The following is an 18,024-nucleotide window of genomic DNA, read 5'->3' on the forward strand; positions in this document are numbered from 1 at the left end:
CACAGGGCCCGTAGGGTGAGCCCATGACCGGTCAGCACCCGTCCACGGCGGCCCCTGGACGTCCCCCGCGCGCCCCACGCCCCGGCGAGGGCAGTTCGCGCGCCCGCGTGCTCATGTGGTGCCTGTGGGACACCGGCACGTCCGCGTACAACGCCGTGATGCTCACGTTCGTGTTCACCGTGTACCTCACGAGCCCGGCGTTCGGGTCGAGCGAGTACACGTCCACGGTGCTGAGCGTTGCCATGACCGTCGCGGGTTTCGCGATCGCGTTGACGGCGCCGCTGATCGGCCAGCGCAGCGATTCCCCGCGGTCCCGCGCCACGTTCCTCACCGGCAACACCGTGGTGCTCGTCCTGTGCACGGGTCTCGCGTTCCTCGCCCGACCCGATCCCGCCTTCCTGTTCCTGGGCGTGGGGCTCGTGGCCGTGGGCAGCGTGGCCCAGGAGTTCGCCACGGTCAGTTACAACGCCATGCTCCCCGCGCTGGCCGGTCCCCAGCGCATGGGTAAGGTCTCCGGGTGGGGCTGGGGCGCGGGGTACGTGGGCGGGATCTTCGCCCTCGCTTTCGTCCTGTTCGGTTTCGTCACACCCGGGTTCCTGGGCATCCCCACCGACGACGCCCTCAACTACCGCGCCGTGGCACTGTTCAGCGCGGCATGGATCCTCGTGTTCTGCCTGCCCCTCCTGCTCAAGGCGCGAAGTATGCCGTTCCGAGCATCCATCAACGACGCCGCTGCGGTCCCCGCACAGCCCCGCCACCGCGGCATCCTGGGCGCTTACGCCGAGCTCTTCCGCACCATCGCGGCCCTGTGGCGGGTCTCGCGTGCCACGGTGGTCTTCCTGCTCAGTTCCGCGGTCTACCGGGACGGACTGGCCGGGGTCTTCACATTCGGCGGGGTCCTGGCCGCGGGTAGCTTCGGGTTCTCGCCCACCGAGGTCGTCATGTTCGCGGTTGCGGCCAATCTCATCGCGGCGCTGGGTGCGTTTGTGGGCGGCGCCCTCGACGACGCCGTGGGCCCGCGCGCGGTGATCACCGCGTCCCTCGTGGGTGTGCTCGTGGCGGGAACGGCCCTGCTGTTTTGGCACGGCAAGATCGCGTTCTGGGTGTGCGGGCTGGCACTGTGCCTGTTCGTGGGACCCGCACAGGCGGCCTCGCGCACGTACCTGGGGCGGCTCATCCCCCCGGGCCGTGACGGGGAGATCTACGGTCTGTACGCCACCACGGGCCGCGCGGTGAGCTTCATGGCCCCCGGGTTGTTCGGGGTGTTCGTGACCCTGATGGGCGCCCAGATCTGGGGCATCCTGGGGATCCTGGTGGTCGTGGCCGCGGGACTCGTGCTGTTGTTGCTCACGCCCCGCCCTCCCGAGGGGTTCACCACGGCCCGCGTGTGAGCCGTACCCACGCGCAGGCTCACTCGATGCGCGAACTCACTCGATGATCGTGCGGTGGAAGTTCAGGTGGCTGCGCGACGCGGTGGGGCCCCGCTGGCCCTGGTAGCGGTTACCGTAGGCGCCGCTGCCGTACGGGTGCTCGGTCGCGGAGGAAAGCTGGAAGAAGCACAACTGCCCCACCTTGGAACCTGGCCATAGTTTGATGGGCAGCGTGGCCATGTTGGACAGCTCGAGCGTCACGTGCCCGCTGAACCCCGGGTCGATGAACCCGGCGGTCGAGTGCGTGAGCAGGCCCAGCCGCCCCAGGGAGGACTTGCCCTCGAGGCGCGCCGCGACGTCGTCCGGCAGGGTGACCTTCTCGTACGTGGCCCCCAGCACGAATTCCCCCGGGTGCAGCACGAACGGCTCGTCCGGGGCCACCTCCACGAGCCGCGTGAGATCGGGCTGCTCCTGGGAGGGGTCGATGTGCGCGTACTTGTGGTTGTCGAACAGCCGGAACCAGCGGTCCAGGCGCACGTCCACGCTCGCGGGTTGGACCATCGCGGGATCGTACGGTTCCAGGTGCACGCGCCCGGAATCCAGGTGGCGGCGGATGTCGCGATCTGAGATGAGCACGTGTCCACGGTAGCCCACGGCCCCGCCCGCTCCCCGGTCACGACGCCTCGGAACAACCACGCACCGAAACGTGTTGTAGAGTGGTGGGCGTTCAAACGTGGACCACACGGTCCCGCACGAACGATGCGGCTGTAGCTCAATGGTAGAGCGCACGCTTCCCAAGCCTGATACGCGGGTTCGATTCCCGTCAGCCGCTCCGCACGAATCGTGAAACGCCCCGGGACCCATCTGGTTCCGGGGCGTTTCGCGCCGAGGACCCGCCCCGAACACCACCTCGGCCCTCACGGCGGGCGGCCGGCGGGTCTGGACCGCGAACCACACCACCCATCGCATCAGGAGCGATCATGCTGCGCACCATGTTCACCGGGAAGATCCACCGGGCCACCGTGACCCAGGCGGACCTGCATTACGTGGGGTCCGTGACGGTGGACCAGGACCTGCTGGACGCCGCGAACATCCTGCCCGGCGAGCTCGTGGCGATCGTGGACGTCACCAACGGTGCGCGGCTCGAGACGTACACGATCGCGGGCGAGCGCGGTAGCGGCGTCGTGGGCATCAACGGCGCCGCGGCGCACCTGGTGCACCCGGGTGACCTGGTAATCCTGATCGCGTACGGTCTCATGGACACCGCCGAGGCGCAGAACTACGAACCCCACGTGGTACACGTGGACGAGCACAACAGGATCGTGGCGCTCGGTTCGGACCCCGCGGACGCCGTGGTGGGGGACATGCTCCGCCCGCCGCACGCCCGCGCCCACCTGCAGGCCCGGGAGGACGCGGCCGTCGCGGGCCTGTGACCCTGCCGCGCTCCCGGTGCACCCGGGCGCGCGGACCCGCCGACGCGAGGAGATGAGCTCATGAGCGGAGTCGTCTCCGGGTTCTTCATCGTATGGGCCGTGATCGGGCTGGGTTACGTGATCGGGCGCGCAGGGGTGCTCGGCCCGGACGGCCAGCGGGTGCTGTCCAAACTCGCGTTCTACGTGGCGTCCCCGCCGCTATTGTTCACCACCATCTCCGAAGCGGACATCCACCACATCTTCTCCGCGCCGCTGCTCGTGGCGGCCGCGTCCGCATGGCTCACCATGATCGCGTACGCACTGCTCTCCCGGTTCGTGTTCTCCCGGGACGCCGCCACCGTGGTGATGGGCGCGCAGGCCGCCGGGCAGGTCAACGCCGCCAACCTGGGGATCCCCATCGCCTTGTTCGTCCTGGGGGACGCGTCCCAGGTGGCCCCGGTGATGCTGTTTCAGCTGGCGATCAACACGCCGCTGTACCTCACGATCATGGACACCCTCACTGGCGGGCGGCGCCCCACGGTTGGCTCGGTGCTCAAGAACATCGTGACGAACCCGCTCATCATGGGCTCCGCCCTGGGCATCATGTCCGCGGCCACGGGGATCCGCCTGCCCGACCTCGCGATGGAGCCCGTGCGCATTGTGGCGGGTGCGGCCGTTCCCGCGATGCTGCTCGCCTTCGGTCTCTCGCTGGTGGGCTCCCGCCCCCTGGCCTCCCCCGACGCCCGGGTGGACACGCTGCTCGCGACCGGGGCCAAGGTCGTCGTGCACCCCGGGCTCGCGCTGTTGCTCGCGTGGGCGCTCGGGCTCACCGGGCACGCCCTGTACGCGGCCGTGATCATGGCCGCGCTGCCCACCGCGCAGAACCTCTACGTAGCGGCCGTGCGCTACGACCGGGCCACCACGGTGTGCCGGGACACCGTCCTGCTCACCACGGTCGTGTCCATGGCCACGATGGCGGTGGCCGCGGTCTTCCTCTCCTGACACACCGGCCGCCACGCCACCATCCCCGAAAGCGGGTAACACACGGTCCGTGACGCACGCCACGCCTACACTGAGCAGATGCTGAAATGACCGGTATCCCTACGGGGAGCGCCGGACCCATTCCGTCAGTACAGGCGCTCATCAGGGGAGGAACCATTGTGAAGTCCACTCACCACTCTCGCAGGGCTGGCAAGCCTCGCACGGTCCGCAGCGTAGCGGCCGCTGCGGCGGCGTCCGCCATGCTGCTCACGGGGTGCAGCGGCGGGGAGTCCGGCCCGCCCACGCTCACGTGGTACATCAACCCGGATGACGGCGGCCAGGACGTCCTCGCCCAGCAGTGCTCGGACGCGTCCGGCGGCAAGTACAAGATCCAGACGTCGCTGCTCCCGCGTGACGCGGCGTCCCAGCGCGAACAGCTGGCCCGCCGCCTCGCCGCGGGCGACACGTCCATGGACATCATGAGCCTGGACCCGCCCTACGTCCCAGAGCTCGCGGAACCTGGCTTCCTCGCCAAGCCCCCGCACGACGTCGTCGAGGCGACCACCAAGGACACCCTCGAGGGCCCGCTGGAGGGCGCCAAGTGGAACGGCGAGATCGTGGCCATCCCGTTCTGGGCCAACACGCAGCTGCTGTGGTACCGCGAGTCCGCGGCCAAGGCGGCGGGTCTGGACATGTCCGAGCCCGTCACGTGGGACCAGCTCATCAAGGCGGCCAAGTCCCAGGACAAGTACCTGGGCGTGCAGGGCGTGCGCGGTGAGGCCATGTCCGTGTGGGTCAACGGCCTCGTGGAGTCGGCTGGCGGCCAGGTGGTCTCGGACGGCCAGGACGGTCAGGACGCCAAGATCACGCTAGACTCCGACGCCGGCAAGAAGGCCGCGGAGATCATCGGCACCATCGGCAAGGAGGGCCTCGGCGGACCCGGCCTGGCCACCCAGGACGAGAACGCCTCCATGATCCAGTTCCAGGGGGACAAGGGCTCGTTCATGGTCAACTGGCCGTTCATCTACTCGGCCACGAAGGCCTCCGTGGACGAGGGCACCCTCGACAAGTCGGTGCTGGACGACATCAAGTGGACCACGTGGCCCCGTGTCGACGCGGACACCGAGGCACACCCGCCGCTGGGCGGCATCAACCTGGGCGTGGGCGCCAAGTCCGAGAACCAGGACCTCGCGTGGGAGGCCGTGCAGTGCATCGTCTCCCCCGAGCACCAGGCCCAGTACTTCGCGACCAACGGCAACCCGCCGTCCTCCATGAAGGCCTTCGACGACCCCGAGGTCAAGAAGGCGTACCCCATGGCCGACACCATCCGGAAGTCCCTCGACGCCGCGAAGCCCCGCGCGCAGACCCCGTACTACAACGAGATCTCCACGGCCATCCAGCAGAACTGGACCCCGCCGGCGGAAGTCACCGAGGACACTCCGCGTGAGACCACCGAATTCATCCAGGAAGTCCTGAAGGGAGATGCGCTGTTGTGAGTAGCACCGTCGATTCGCGCGCTCGCGCGTCCACGCCGGAGGAGTCCCGCCGTAGAGGCCATCTCTCGGACCGGGCCCGTTCGGAGCGGAAACTGGGGTGGCTGCTCGCCGGCCCCGCGTTCGTGATCATGCTCCTGGTCACGCTGTACCCCATCGTCCAGGCGTTGTGGGACTCGCTGTTTTCCTTCCGACTCACCGCACCCGATGACAAGGAGTTCGTGTTCCTGGGCAACTACTCCACGGCCCTGTCGGATATCGTGTTCTGGCGGGACCTGGGCGTGACCCTGCTGATCACCGTGGTCACGGTGGTCGTGGAACTCGTCCTGGGCCTCGCCCTCGCGCTCGTGATGCACAGCGCGATCAAGGCCACGCGCGGCCTGCTGCGCACCGCCATCCTGGTGCCCTACGGCATCATCACGGTGGTCTCCGCGTTCGCGTGGTTCTACGCCTTCGACATCACCACCGGCTACGTGAACAACTGGCTCTCGTGGCTGCCCATGATCGGTCCGGACTTCAACTGGTTTGCCTCCGCGGGCCCGTCCCTGTTCGTGATCATGGCCTCGGAGATCTGGAAGACCACCCCGTTCATCTCGCTGCTGCTGCTCTCCGGGCTCGCACAGGTCCCCGGTGAGCTCACCGAGGCCGCCCGTGTGGACGGTGCCTCGGCATGGCAACGCCTGAGCAAGGTGGTCCTGCCGAACATGAAGGCCGCCATCATGGTGGCCGTGGTGTTCCGCGCCCTGGACGCCTTCCGCATCTTCGACAACGTCTTCATCATGACCAAGGGCCAGTACGGCACCGAGACGCTCTCGCTGCTCGCGTACCGCACGTCCATCGGTCGTCTGGAAATCGGCCTTGGTTCGGCCATCTCGGTGATCCTGTTCATCTGCGTGATGCTGATCGCGCTGGTGGCCATAAAGGTCTTCAAGGTGGACCTCACCGGTGGCTCTGGGAAGGGGAAGTAACCGCCATGTTGAGCACCAAGCAGAAAATCGGATGGACCGTCATCAGCATCGCGGTGCTGGTCTACGCGCTTTTCCCCGTCCTGTCCATCCTGATGACGTCCTTCAAGTCCTCCTCGGACCTGAACTCGGGCAAGTTCATCCCCACGAAGTTCGTCACGAGCAACTACGAGCAGATCTTCGTGGGCGAGGCCAAGGACCTGTTCCTGCCGGCCCTGTGGAACTCGATCGGCATCTCACTGATCTCCACGTTCGTGGCCGTCGTGCTCGCGACACTGTGCGCCTACGCGATCGCACGCCTGGACTTCCCGGGCAAGAAGATCGTGCTGACCACCGCGCTGATGGTCTCGATGTTCCCGGTGATCTCCATCGTCACGCCGCTGTTCAACCTGTGGCGCCAGGTGGGGCTCTACGACACCTGGCTCGGCCTGATCATCCCCTACCTGTCCCTGACCCTGCCGATCTCCATCTGGACCCTGGCGGCGTTCTTCCAGCAGATCCCCTGGGACCTGGACCGCGCGGCCCAGGTGGACGGCGCCACCACGTGGCAGGCGTTCCGCAAGGTGATCGTGCCGCTCACGCTGCCGGGTGTCTTCACCACGGCGATCATCGCGTTCTTCATCGCGTGGAACGACTTCGTGTACGGCATCGGCCTGACCTCGACCTCCGCGGCGCGTCCCGTCCCGGCGGCACTCGCGTTCTTCACCGGCGCCTCGCAGTTCGAGGCCCCTGCGGGCGCGATTTCCGCGGCGGCGATCATCGTGACCATCCCTGTGGTGCTGCTCGTTCTGGCGTTCCAGCGCCAGATCGTCTCCGGCCTGACCCAGGGCGCGGTCAAGGGCTGAGCCCGCCGCACCATCCACGCTTAGACATAGATAGGACTGAGTAGACATGGCAGCAATCACCATGGAACACCTCGTCAAGAAGTACGACGACGGTTTCCCCGCGGTCAACGACATCTCCATCGACGTCGCCGACGGCGAGTTCCTGATCCTCGTGGGCCCCTCCGGCTGCGGCAAGTCCACGCTCCTGCGCATGGTCGTGGGCCTCGAGGACATCACCTCCGGGGATCTGAACATCAACGGGGTGCGCGTCAACGACAAGCAGCCGCGTGATCGCAACCTCTCAATGGTGTTCCAGAACTACGCGCTGTACCCGCACCTGTCGGTGTACGAGAACATCGCCTTCCCGCTGCGCCTGTCCAAGGGGCAGTTCAGCGAGGAGGAGATCGACCGCAAGGTGCGCGAGGCGGCGGACACCCTGGACCTCAACGAGCACCTCGAGCGCAAGCCGGCGAACCTCTCCGGCGGTCAGCGCCAGCGCGTGGCCATGGGGCGCGCGATCGTGCGTGACGCGGACGCTTTCCTCTTCGACGAACCCCTGTCCAACCTGGACGCCAAGCTGCGCGGTCAGATGCGCACGGAGATCGCGCAGCTGCAGCGCCGCATGGGCATCACGTCGCTGTACGTGACCCACGACCAGACCGAGGCCATGACCCTCGGTGACCGTGTGGCCGTGCTCAAGCGTGGTCAGCTCCAGCAGATCGCGTCCCCGCGGGAGCTCTACGAACAGCCCGTCAACCTGTTCGTGGCGGGGTTCATCGGCGCTCCGTCCATGAACTTCATCCCGGCGCGCGTGAACGGCTCGGTGTTCCACACCCCGATCGGGGACATCGAGGTTCCGGAGCGCGTGCAGGGCAAGCTCACGAACGCCCCCGAGATCGTGCTGCTGGGCCTGCGCCCGGAGCACTTCGAGGACGCGAAGTTCGTGGACGAGACGAAGATCCCCCACGGGACCGTCTTCGACTCCGAGTTCACGCACACCGAGTGGCTGGGCAACCAGCAGTACGGCTACATCCACTACCAGCAGGATGCCGCCGTGCAGCACAAACTCAACGAGCTGGCCCAAGAGCTGGACGCTGACGAGATGCCCGCCCAGGTGGTCGTCTCCCTGGACGCGTCCTCCCGCATCCGCGGTGGCTCCACGGCAAAGATCTGGCTGGACAGCCGCAAGATGCACGTGTTCAACCCGGAGACGGGCGAGAACCTCACGCGTGACGCGGAGGCCGGTGCGGAGCTGACCCGCGAGGCCAACGAGGAGCGCAAGGCGGAGATCGAGCGTTCGCGTCGGCACGTGGGCTCGGCGGGTTCCACCGAACGGTCCGACGGCGCGGTCACCAGCAACCACATGGACGGCAGCACCGCTGCTCGCTGAGCGTCCGGCACGGGCCGTGGCACACCGCGGCCCACCGACCGTACGATGGCCGGTTCCCGAGAAGGGGACCGGCCGTCGTCGTACCCGGAACCGCCCGGGCCCGCTCGGTCGCTTCGGCCCGCGGTGGGACCCGAAGCCGGGGGTCAGGGCCCCGCCTGGCCCCTGCGTGGGAACCGAGCGCCGTCGTCCCCGGACGGCTCTGCTGCCGACTGGGGCGGGTGCATTAGGCGGGGCCCCGTGTGAAAGCCCACCAGGCGAACAGGGCGACCGCTGCGATCAACGCGCACGACGCCGCGACGTAGCGCACACGCGGGTAGCGCACCCGCCATGCGACGAGCCGGGGCCAGTGCTCCGTGAGTTGCGCCGGCGTGGCCCGCTGGAAGTTGACGTGCTGGGCGCCGCTCGCCCGGGCCAGCTCGTCCAGGGTGCGCGCGTCCCAGACCGTCCCGTCCAGGAAGAGTGCCGAGCGCCCGGCCGGGGTGACGAACCAGAGGCAGGGTCGACCGCGGGACCCGCCGCTGCGCGGGCGCGCCGCGAGCAGCGTCCGGACCGTGACCACCTGGGCGATCCGCTCGCGGGGCAGGGCCCGGAAACCGACCCAGCGGGAGAGCAGGACGTGGTGCGCGGTGAGCACCACGAGCGCGGGGCGCAGGTAAGCGTAGGCCGTCACGAGGCCCACGAGGGCGAGCAGGAGCAGCACGCCCATCGCGGGGCCGGCCGGGCGGCGGTACCCGATCACGAACACCGCGACGACCACGAGCAACAGCGGGGGAAGTGCCGCGCCGAGCCGGCGGCCGTACGACCCCATTCGGGGGTGGAACACGTGTTCCGGTGCCCCGTACTTCGCCGGGATCTGTCGGATGGTTTCCGCCATGAGCCGCCCTCGTGCCTGCCGTCCTCGGGGATCACACCGGAGTGGGCGATCGCGCCATCCGGGGGCGGTGCCCCCGGGCCGCCCGGTTCAGCCTAGCGGCCCGGCAGCGGGCGGGTCATCGCCGGGACACGCGGGGCCCGCTCCCCGGGACGTCCACTAACGTGGGGACTCATGGAACGCAGTGAACGCATCGTCAGGGCCGTGGGGGCATGGTTCGTCCTGATTCTGCTGGCGCTCGCAGGTGCGGCTGTGACCATTGCGCTCGTGAACAAGTACGCGTACGGGCCCGAGACGGACGTGCGCGATTACTTCCAGGCCCTCCAGGCCGGCGACGGCGGCAAGGCCCTGGGGTTGCTCAACGCCCAGGTCCCGGACTCCAACGCGGCCCTGTTGGACGGCGAACCCCTGGCCGAGGCAAGCAAGGGACTCGAGAACGTATCCGTGCGCACCGTCGCGTTGTCCGGGGACCGGGCGGTGGTGCGGGCGAGCTACACGCTGAACGGTCATGAGGCGTCCTCCGAGTTCACGCTCCACCCCGCGGAGACGCAATGGGGGTTCTTCACGGTGTGGGACTTCGATCCCTCCACGCTGCCCACCATGAACGTGGCCATGCCGGGTTCCACCGCGGTGGACATCAACGGCGCGTCCGTGGCGCTCCCCGGGTCCTCCCGTGAGTTCGCGGTCTTCTACCCCGGGATCTACACGGGCTCCTACACCTCCCCCATGGTGCGCGCCGAGCCGCAGGAGGCGGCCGTGAGCGACGCCCGGGAGAACACCACCATGAAGCTCGAGGCCGAGCCGTCCGAACGCCTCACTCACCAGGTGGACAAACAGATCCACGAGCACCTGGACGAGTGTGCCGCGCAGGACAGCCTCTACCCCGCGGGATGCCCCTTCTCCTACCAGTTCGACGGGCGCATCCAGGGCCGCGTCTCCTGGAGCATCAAGGATTACCCCACGCCCTACGTCTCCCTGGACGACGCCGCCGCGGGCCGCTGGCACGTGTCCGACAGCCGGGGGATCGCGCGCATCGAGTTCACCGCGGTGGACCTTTATGACGGCACCACATCCCAGGTCACCGATGAGGTCCCGTTCCTGCTGAGCGCGGACGTGAGGGTCACCGGGGACGAGGTGACCCTCACGCCGCGCTGACGGGCGGGCGCCGCGCTGACGGGTGTGCCCCGGGTGCATGTGCGCCCGGGGCGGGTGGTGGGAGACGGATTGGGCGGGGCGTGGGAGAAGGGTGGGCCGTGGTGCCCGTGGGCCCCGCTCAGTCCGTTCCGCGCAGGTCCAGCGTGAGTTCTGCCGGGGCCTGCGGGTCCACCGTGAACGGGATCCCCCAATCCTGCTGGTACAGGTGGCACGCCGCGTGCTCCGGGATCTCCCCGTCCGGGGAGCCGTCGCACGCCGCCGCGCGGGCCGTGATGTGCAGGACCCCCTCCGTGACACCGTCCGCGATCCGCAGGGCGCGGGTCAGCCCCTGGGCCGTCCCGTCACCCTGCACGAGTGCATCCTCCGGGGACGAGGACACCTTCAGCTGCGTGGGATCACCCCACCGGGTGTCGAGCTTCTGACCCGTGGGGGCCGAGAACCGCACCGTGAGCTCGAGCTCCCCGGGGGCCACCGGCATGCGCTTGCGCTGCATGCTGGCCGCACCCTCGTCCACGGTCTGGGCCTGCTTGGGCACCGCCACCCGCACGAGGCGGTGGGCATTGGTCTCCACGACCACCAGGACGGGCTCGTCGTGGCTCGTGTCGAGCAGGACGTCGGAGGGCTCAGCGAGTCCGCGGGTCAGCGTGGAGACCTCACCGGTTGCGGGGTCGAACCGGCGCACCGCACCGTTGTAGGTGTCGGCCACGGCCACGGATCCGTCCGGGAGCACGCACACCCCCAGGCAGTGCTGGAACCGTGCCTGATCGGCCGGCCCGTCCCGGAACCCGAAGTCGAACAGTCCGAGTCCCACGGCGGATTCCACCGATGTGGACCCGTCCTCGCCGAAGCGCACGCGGCGCAGCGCGGAGGACTCGGAGTCCGCGACCCACACGGCCCCGTGGGCGTCCTGAGCCAGGCCGGAGGGCTGGGCGAACCAGCTCTCGGGCGCGGAACCGTCGCGCAGTCCCTCGTCCCCGGTCCCGGCCAGCACGGCGAGCGCCCCGGTGCGCGGGTCGAACGAGAACAGTTGATGCGTCCCGGCCATCGCGACCACCAGGGTGTCCGCGGCGTCGGACCACGTCACGTCCCACGGGGAGGACAGCGCCACGGACGTGGCCGAGGCGTCCTGCGGGATCTCGTTGGGGTCCACGCCGCGCGCGCGGGCGTCGTCGAGCAGGCGCTGAACGCCGTTGCCCGCCAAAGTGCGCACCGCGCCGGTGCCCAGTTCCACGCCGCGCAGCCGGTGGTTGACGGTGTCCGCGACCACGAGGTCGTAGCCGACGTCAGCACGCACGCGTTCGGGGAGCACCGCGATGCCCTGGGGTTCGTTGAACCGCGCGGCGTCCCGGGGGCCGTCCGCCCAGCCCTTGGTGCCGGAACCGATGGCCCGACGAACCGTGGTGAGGTCCTCCTCGAGATGGACCAGGCGGTGGTGACCGGTGTCGCTGACCATGAAGGAACCGTCCGGAAGGGCCACGACCTTGCCGGGGAAGCGCAGGTCCCCCTCGGGCTGCGGGCGCGGGACGTAGGGGCCGTCCCCGCGGTGCAGGGTGCCCTTGGCGTCGTGCTCGGCCACGAGTTCGGACACGAGGGATTCCAGCCCCTGGACGTGGCCCTCACCCGAGAGGTGCGCCACGATGTACCCCTCGGGGTCCACGACCACCAGGGTGGGCCACGCGCGCGCCGTGTAGGCGTCCCACGTGCTCAACCGGGGGTCGTCGAGCACCGGGTGGGTGATCTCATAGCGGTCCACCGCCGCGGCCAGTGCGTCCGGGTCCGCCTCGTGCTCGAACTTGGGGGAATGCACGCCCACGGTCACGAGCACGTCCGCGTACTTCTCCTCGAGGGGGCGCAGCTCGTCCAGCACGTGCAGGCAGTTGATGCAGCAGAAGGACCAGAAGTCCAGGATCACGATCTTGCCCCGTAGCGCCTGCAGGTCCAGTCGCTCACCGCCGGTGTTCAGCCAGGCTCTGCCCTCAAGTTCCGAGGCGCGGACGGGTGTGTTCATGCGTGCGGAGGTCACGGTGTCTGGGTCCTTCCACCGGGGGTCAAGGGTTTCTTCCTGGGACAACGTTATCCGCGGGGCAGAGCTTCCCGTGCGTTACGTGACGCCCCCGCACACCCCGCGGACCCGTCCGCCAACCGCCCGGCCTCGCCGGCGCCCGTCCCGGCGGATGTCAACGACGCCGCTCGTCCCGCTCCGCGAGCTCGGCCATCATCTCGTTGTAGGCGCGCAGTTCGGCGTCGTCCGTGCGATCGGCCTGCCGGTCCACCCGGCGGTTCTCCTTGGCGCCCTCCATGGCCCACAGCACGGCCACGATGACGGCGAGCAGGAATGTGGGGAACTCGCCGATCCCCCACATGAGCATGCCGCCGAGCTGCTGGTCGTCCAGGGCGCTGGGACCCCACGGGCGGCCCATGTTGCCGAACCACGAGGCCTGCAGCACCGTGGTCAGGCTCATGATGCTGATGCCGATGAACGCGTGCGCGGCCATGGTCGCGAGCAGCAGCACGAGACGCATGGGGTAGCTGGGCCGGCGCGGGATGGGGTCGATGCCGATCAGCACGAGCGCGAACATGTACCCCGTGAACAGGAAGTGCACCATCATGAACTCGTGGCCCACGTGGTAGCGCAGCGTGAAGCGGAACAGGTCCGTGAAGTAGAACAGCACGATCGAGAACGCAAAGTTCGCGGCCGCGAAGATCGGGTGCGTCACGATCCTGCCCCACGTGGAGTGCACGAGACGCAGGATCCACTCACGCGGACCGCGGGTACCGTCCCCTCGTGGGTCGAGGGCCTTGAGCACCACGGTGACGGGTGCGCCCGAGACCAAGAACAGCGGCACGATCATGGTCAGGCTCATGTGCTCGACCATGTGGGCGGAGAACAGCACGCGGGCGTAGACCGCCACCCCGCCGCTCGTCGCGTAGAGCAGTGCAGCCAGCCCGCTGAACCAGGACACGGTGCGCAGCACGGACCACGAGTCCCCGCGGCGCCACACCTTGATCGCGGCCCACAGGTACACCACGGCCATGAACACGACCACGGCCACCCAGAACCAGTCCAGGCGCCACGTGGTGAACCAGCGGGCGAACGTGGGCTCCGGGGGCAGTTCGTACCACGTGAGGATTCGCGCCGGGGAGGCGTCCGGTGCAAGCTCCTCCGGGACGGGCGGGGCGGTGCGGCTCAGGGCCGTGGCGATGCCCATGAGTAGCCCCATGAGCACCACTTCTACCACGAGCACGCGCCACATGGTGGCCGCGCGGGACCGGGAGCCGTCCGCGACCCCGGGGATCAGCCACTGCCGGTGCGCGAAACCCGCCAGCGCCAACAACAGGGTCAGCACGAGTTTGGTGAGCGCCAGGATCCCGTAGGAGGACGTCAGTTGCTCCCACGTTCCGATACGCACCGCGGCATTGATGATCCCGGAGAGCAACACCAGCAGGTAGCAACCCAGAGCCACCACGGAGTAGCGCCGCAGTACGACCGCGAGCAGGGGTTCGGTGTGGCGGGAGCCCCCGCGGCCGCTGACCGTGAACTCACGGGACAGCAACGGCCCCACCCAGATCAGCACCAGTAGCCCGCCGACCCACAGGCACACTCCCAGCAGGTGCAGCCCCAGGGAGTTCACCGCACCCATGTGGTCCGCACCACCCGCGGCGTGACCGTTGAGTGCCAGCGCCACGATCGCCACGAAGGACAGCGCGAGGGTGCAGAACAGTCCCAGCAGCGCCCGCACGCCGAAAACCAGGGTAGTGACCACGGCGGCCACCATCACGATCACCGATTGGGACTGGCCCGTGGAGATCCCGGTCATGTAGTGCAGCAACTGTTGGGTGTAGTTGCCCCCCGTGCCGATACCGGATCCGGAGACGTCCGAGTACGTGAAGATCAGCACGGCCACGGCCGCCACGGTCCACACCACGGCCGCGGCCTCGACGAGCTGCATGACGCTGCGGAAGACCGGGTGTTCCGGTTCGCCCGCCTGGTCCTTGCTGTTGCGCGGTGGCCGTTTCCGGGAGCGGTCCGCGAAACGGGGCACCACGCCGATCGCCAGCAGCAACCCGCCCATCACCACCGTTATCGCGATGTTGTGGACGGTCTCCACCATGGGCAGCCCCCAGCGCACGAGCGTTCCCGGGTCCGCGACCTGCCGGGGGGCGGCCGCTCCCCCGTAGACCAGGGCCGCGGTCATCCCGATCATGGCCGCGACGAGCACGACCGTGATGGTCCACGGGCTCACACTCACCGCTCCCGCGGGAGCGGTCCCGCCGTTCGGTGAACTCGCGCCCTTCGACGAGCCGGCGCCGAGCGGGCGCCCGGCATCCGGCGCGCTATCGCGCTCACGGCCGGGAGCGACGTCGCCCCGCGAACCGTCCCGGCGCGGGCCGGTGTCCCTGGTGCGTGCGCTGGTACTCATCGTGGCGTTCCTCCGGCCCGTTGATTCTCTCGTTGTGCTGCTCCGCGCACGGGGGTCACGTGAACAACGTGTCCCCGATGAACCCACCCACTTCGCAACCCGGCGGGATGGCGAACACGGCGGATCCGATGGGCACGGTCCACGTGTTCAGCATGTCCAACTGCGCCAGCCGCCGCTGGATGGGCACGAACTGTTTCACGGGGTCCGACTGGTAGGACGCGAAGATCAGCCCCGTGTTGGACACCCCGCCCCGGACGTCCCCCGAGCGGCTGTGCCCGGACGCATCACTCACCGCCAGATCGTAGTTGTACACCCTGCGGAAGATCTTCTCGTCCGGGTTGTCGCTGCGCGAACGCCGCATATGACTGTAGGACGAGATGACCGGGAATCCCAGGGGACCCTTGGCCTCGAAGTCCGGCTCGTCGTGCTCGGCGGCGCCCGTCAACGGTGCGCCGTTCGACAACCGGCGCCCCACCGAGTCCTCGCGCGCAGGGGTGTCGGCCTCGTCCCACGTGTCCAGGTTCATGTGGATCCGCCGGATCACCACGGATGTCCCGTTCTCGATCCACGGGGTGAACCCGCCCTGACCGTAGACGACCTTCTCGTGATCAGCCTCCCCCGGGTACGGGTTCACGGTGCCGTCCACCTGACCGAAGAGGTTGCGCGTGGTCTGACCGTCCGGGGTGGCGCCCACGGTGTTGCGGAACCCGTCCTGCACCCAGCGCACGGTCGCGAAGGACCGGACGTCCTTGAGCAGCACCCGCTGGGCGTGGGCCATGGTCAGCTTGTCGTCGCAGCACAGCTGCAGCAACAGGTCCCCCTGATTCCACCGGTCCTGCAGTTTGTCGATCGTGAAAGCGGGCAAGGGCTTGAGCCATTGCGGGGCCCGGTCGGCGTCGATCACGGCCATGGCCCGCGGCCCGAAACCCACCGTGACGGTCAGCCGCGAGGGGTTCTGGGCGAGCCAGGGTTCCTGGTCGTTGACGGGGGCGGTGCCCTGCGTGAGGGCCGCGGCGTCGTCCGTGAGCACGCGCAGCAACCGCCGCAGTGCGTCCCGGTCCACGTCCCGGTGCAGGTCCAGGGCGATGAACACGCAGAACGCCTGCGGCAGCGTGGCCACGCCCGCCTGTCGTGGGCCGTGGAAGGCTTCGGTCCGCAGCCCGGGCCGTTGGCTGTCCTGTCCCGCCGCCGCGAGCCGGGGGTCCACGGCGCCGAGGGCCGCAGCGGAAACCGCCCCGAGTCCCGTGGCGCCGGCGCCGGCGACCGCGCCCGTGAGCAACGATCGCCGGCTCCACCCCGAAGCAGAAGGGCCCCGATCAGTGGTCATGACACGTGGGCAGTGCGCTCGAGGATGGGCTCGTGCTCATGCCCTCGTGCGACCCGTGGTCGTGGGCGGCATCCGACGACGACGAGTGTCCGGCCCCCGAGCCGTGTTCGCCTCCGTGGCCCGCGTGCTCGTCCTCGCCGGGCGCGTACCGCTCCTTCGCGCCCGTGAAGTCGCGCACCGGGACGGTGACGTCCCGGGTCCCGCTGTCGGTGCGCAGCTGCAGCGTGAGGTCACTACCGGCCTTGAGCGAGCACGTGAGCCCCATGAGCATGATGTGATTGCCGCCCGGCTTCAGGTCCAGGCTCTCCCCCGGTGCGAGGGTGAAGCCACCCTCCTTCTGCCGCATCTGTGTGGCGCCGGAGCCGCCGTCCGCCACGGTCTCGTGCAGCTCGACCGAGCGCGCGACGCCGTCCGCGCCCGCCCCGGTGAACGTGACCTCCTGCCCGGAGGTGTTCGTGAGCTTGCCGAACACGGCGGTCATCCCGGAGTCGGCCGCCTTGGCCCAGCCGTCGCTCAGTTCCAGGGGCGCAGCGGCGGTGCTGTGCGTCGCGGAGTCCGTCCCCGCGGGCGACGACGCCGCCTCCCCACCCTGCGCCGAGCACCCGCTCAGCGTAGCCAGGCCGAGGCCCAAGACGGCCACAGCGGCCAGCGCACGGCGCGGGGCGGGAACGGACGTGGTGTTCAGGTTGTAGTTCATATGTGAGTCCTTAGGAGTGAATCGTGCTCCGGCTCGCCCGTCCGCTGCGCGTGTCGTCGGACGCGGCGTCGAGAGACGCGGCACTGTGCCTACTCGACACCGGGACCATGCCCGCTCGAAAGACGGACTATGCCCACTCGATGCGGGGCCGCGGGCCGCGCCCTGAGTACCGGGGGTGCCAGAGCAACCGGTGTCGTACGGACGGTGCTCGTCCGAGCGGCGGCGCGGTCACGTCCGTCGATCACATCGAGCCGGTATCGAGTCAGCGGTGGGCCGAGTCAGTGACGGGCCGCATCAGCGGCGCGCCGAGGGCTTGTCGAGCCGCATCCGCGGCGGGCCGGAACGCGTGAGCGCGGCGGCGGGAGCCTGACGGGAAAAGGATGATCCGGGCGGGCCGCCCAGATCAGGGAATCAGCGCTGCTTGGGGCGGGTGGCGAAGGCCAGGATCACCAGCAGCAGGACCAGCGCGATGGCGCCACCGGCCACGGGCAGTACCCAACTCCGGATGCCCGTGCCGCTCACGTCCTCCTGGGCTCCGTTCGCGTCCTGGGCCGCGCCCTGGGAGGCGTCCGCAGAGGCCACGGGGGCCGGGGACGCAGCGGTCGCGGCGCCGTCGCCCACGGTGTACGTGAACGTGCCCTCGATGGGGTGCCCGTCCTGGGAGACCACGCGCCACGTGACCGTGTAGGTCTCGTCCTCACCCCCGCCCTCGCGCAGCGGCTGGGACACCGTGGTGTTCTGCGCGGCCAGCGTGCCGCGCGTCATGTCCGTGCCGTGGGAGTCGGTGACCCGGACCTCGCTGCCGATGTCCTGGATGTTCCCGGAGAACGTCAGTTCGAGCGCCGTGGGGGCCTTCTCGAGCTTCGCGCCGGCCTGCGGGTTGGTCCGCACGAGTTCGTCGTGGGCGCTCGCGGGCCCCGCCGTGGTGACGACCAGCACGAGGGCCAGCAGCGCGGCGAACAGGGCCGCGAGCGACGTCGCCGAACGTTGCGAAAGGCGGGCGTGCGGCGCGGCCGACGACGCCGCGGTGTCACCCGTCCGCGCCGGGGTCCGCAGAGTGGGCTGGGGCTGATGTGGTGTTGAGTACGAAGGGTTCATGGGTGTTCTCTCCTGCGCCC

15 protein-coding genes and 1 tRNA gene are annotated in these 18,024 nt (G+C 69.3%); 9 read left to right on the plus strand and 7 right to left on the minus strand.

The window, feature by feature from the left end; genetic code table 11:
- Nucleotides 1-23: 23 nt before the first annotated feature.
- Nucleotides 24-1,391, plus strand: a complete 1,368-nt coding sequence (locus RF646_RS02650; RefSeq protein WP_368835123.1) for an MFS transporter — start codon at nt 24-26, stop codon at nt 1,389-1,391.
- A gap of 36 nt (nt 1,392-1,427) precedes the next feature.
- Here the strand turns inward: RF646_RS02650 and dcd are convergent, their stop codons facing one another.
- Complete coding sequence (gene dcd, locus RF646_RS02655; RefSeq protein WP_085106262.1) at nt 1,428-2,006, minus strand: dCTP deaminase; 579 nt, start codon at nt 2,004-2,006, stop codon at nt 1,428-1,430.
- Nucleotides 2,007-2,131: 125 nt separating this feature from the next.
- Here dcd and RF646_RS02660 point away from each other — a divergent pair.
- The 7 genes from RF646_RS02660 (at nt 2,132) to RF646_RS02690 (ending at nt 8,435) form a co-directional block, all read left to right on the plus strand.
- Nucleotides 2,132-2,202, plus strand: a tRNA-Gly gene (locus tag RF646_RS02660).
- 148 nt (nt 2,203-2,350) lie between these two features.
- A complete protein-coding gene (gene panD, locus RF646_RS02665) occupies nt 2,351-2,803 on the plus strand; it encodes an aspartate 1-decarboxylase (protein ID WP_035964064.1) in 453 nt (150 codons plus the stop codon).
- Nucleotides 2,804-2,863: 60 nt separating this feature from the next.
- The gene (locus tag RF646_RS02670) at nt 2,864-3,784 is read left to right on the plus strand and encodes an AEC family transporter (RefSeq protein WP_368835124.1); all 921 of its coding nucleotides are present in this window, start codon (nt 2,864-2,866) and stop codon (nt 3,782-3,784) included.
- 158 nt (nt 3,785-3,942) lie between these two features.
- Nucleotides 3,943-5,259 (plus strand): extracellular solute-binding protein, encoded by a 1,317-nt coding sequence (locus tag RF646_RS02675; RefSeq protein WP_312918465.1) that lies wholly within the window; start codon nt 3,943-3,945, stop codon nt 5,257-5,259.
- On the plus strand, nt 5,256-6,224 hold the full coding sequence (locus RF646_RS02680; protein WP_144997235.1) for a carbohydrate ABC transporter permease: 969 nt from the start codon (nt 5,256-5,258) through the stop codon (nt 6,222-6,224). The genes RF646_RS02675 and RF646_RS02680 overlap by 4 nt, the downstream gene beginning before the upstream one ends.
- A gap of 5 nt (nt 6,225-6,229) precedes the next feature.
- On the plus strand, nt 6,230-7,066 hold the full coding sequence (locus RF646_RS02685; protein ID WP_144997233.1) for a carbohydrate ABC transporter permease: 837 nt from the start codon (nt 6,230-6,232) through the stop codon (nt 7,064-7,066).
- A 46-nt stretch (nt 7,067-7,112) separates the two neighbouring features.
- Nucleotides 7,113-8,435: an ABC transporter ATP-binding protein gene (locus tag RF646_RS02690; protein ID WP_260850459.1), complete on the plus strand. Its 1,323-nt coding sequence runs from the start codon at nt 7,113-7,115 to the stop codon at nt 8,433-8,435.
- Between the two features lie 223 nt (nt 8,436-8,658).
- On the opposite strand, the gene RF646_RS02695 is transcribed toward RF646_RS02690, so the two are convergent.
- Nucleotides 8,659-9,309, minus strand: coding sequence for a hypothetical protein (locus tag RF646_RS02695; protein ID WP_368835125.1), 651 nt, complete (start codon nt 9,307-9,309; stop codon nt 8,659-8,661).
- Between the two features lie 171 nt (nt 9,310-9,480).
- Here RF646_RS02695 and RF646_RS02700 point away from each other — a divergent pair, with 171 nt between their 5' ends.
- Nucleotides 9,481-10,461, plus strand: coding sequence for a hypothetical protein (locus tag RF646_RS02700; RefSeq protein WP_286738810.1), 981 nt, complete (start codon nt 9,481-9,483; stop codon nt 10,459-10,461).
- A gap of 118 nt (nt 10,462-10,579) precedes the next feature.
- Here the strand turns inward: RF646_RS02700 and RF646_RS02705 are convergent, their stop codons facing one another.
- From RF646_RS02705 to RF646_RS02725, 5 genes are all read right to left on the minus strand, one after another.
- A complete protein-coding gene (locus tag RF646_RS02705) occupies nt 10,580-12,469 on the minus strand; it encodes an NHL domain-containing thioredoxin family protein (RefSeq protein ID WP_368835180.1) in 1,890 nt (629 codons plus the stop codon).
- A 169-nt stretch (nt 12,470-12,638) separates the two neighbouring features.
- Nucleotides 12,639-14,882, minus strand: a complete 2,244-nt coding sequence (locus tag RF646_RS02710) for a cytochrome c oxidase assembly protein (RefSeq protein ID WP_368835126.1) — start codon at nt 14,880-14,882, stop codon at nt 12,639-12,641.
- A 55-nt stretch (nt 14,883-14,937) separates the two neighbouring features.
- A complete protein-coding gene (locus tag RF646_RS02715) occupies nt 14,938-16,209 on the minus strand; it encodes a Dyp-type peroxidase (RefSeq protein WP_368835127.1) in 1,272 nt (423 codons plus the stop codon).
- Nucleotides 16,199-16,906 carry a copper chaperone PCu(A)C gene (locus RF646_RS02720; protein WP_085106138.1) on the minus strand — a complete coding sequence of 236 codons (708 nt, stop codon included), beginning with the start codon at nt 16,904-16,906 and terminating at the stop codon, nt 16,199-16,201. The genes RF646_RS02715 and RF646_RS02720 overlap by 11 nt, the downstream gene beginning before the upstream one ends.
- A 411-nt stretch (nt 16,907-17,317) precedes the next feature.
- The gene (locus tag RF646_RS02725) at nt 17,318-18,004 is read right to left on the minus strand and encodes a copper resistance protein CopC (RefSeq protein ID WP_368835128.1); all 687 of its coding nucleotides are present in this window, start codon (nt 18,002-18,004) and stop codon (nt 17,318-17,320) included.
- Nucleotides 18,005-18,024: the final 20 nt, after the last annotated feature.

Origin of the sequence: Kocuria sp. CPCC 205261 (assembly GCF_040981025.1) — a bacterium.
In the GTDB taxonomy this organism is placed as follows: domain Bacteria; phylum Actinomycetota; class Actinomycetes; order Actinomycetales; family Micrococcaceae; genus Kocuria; species Kocuria marina.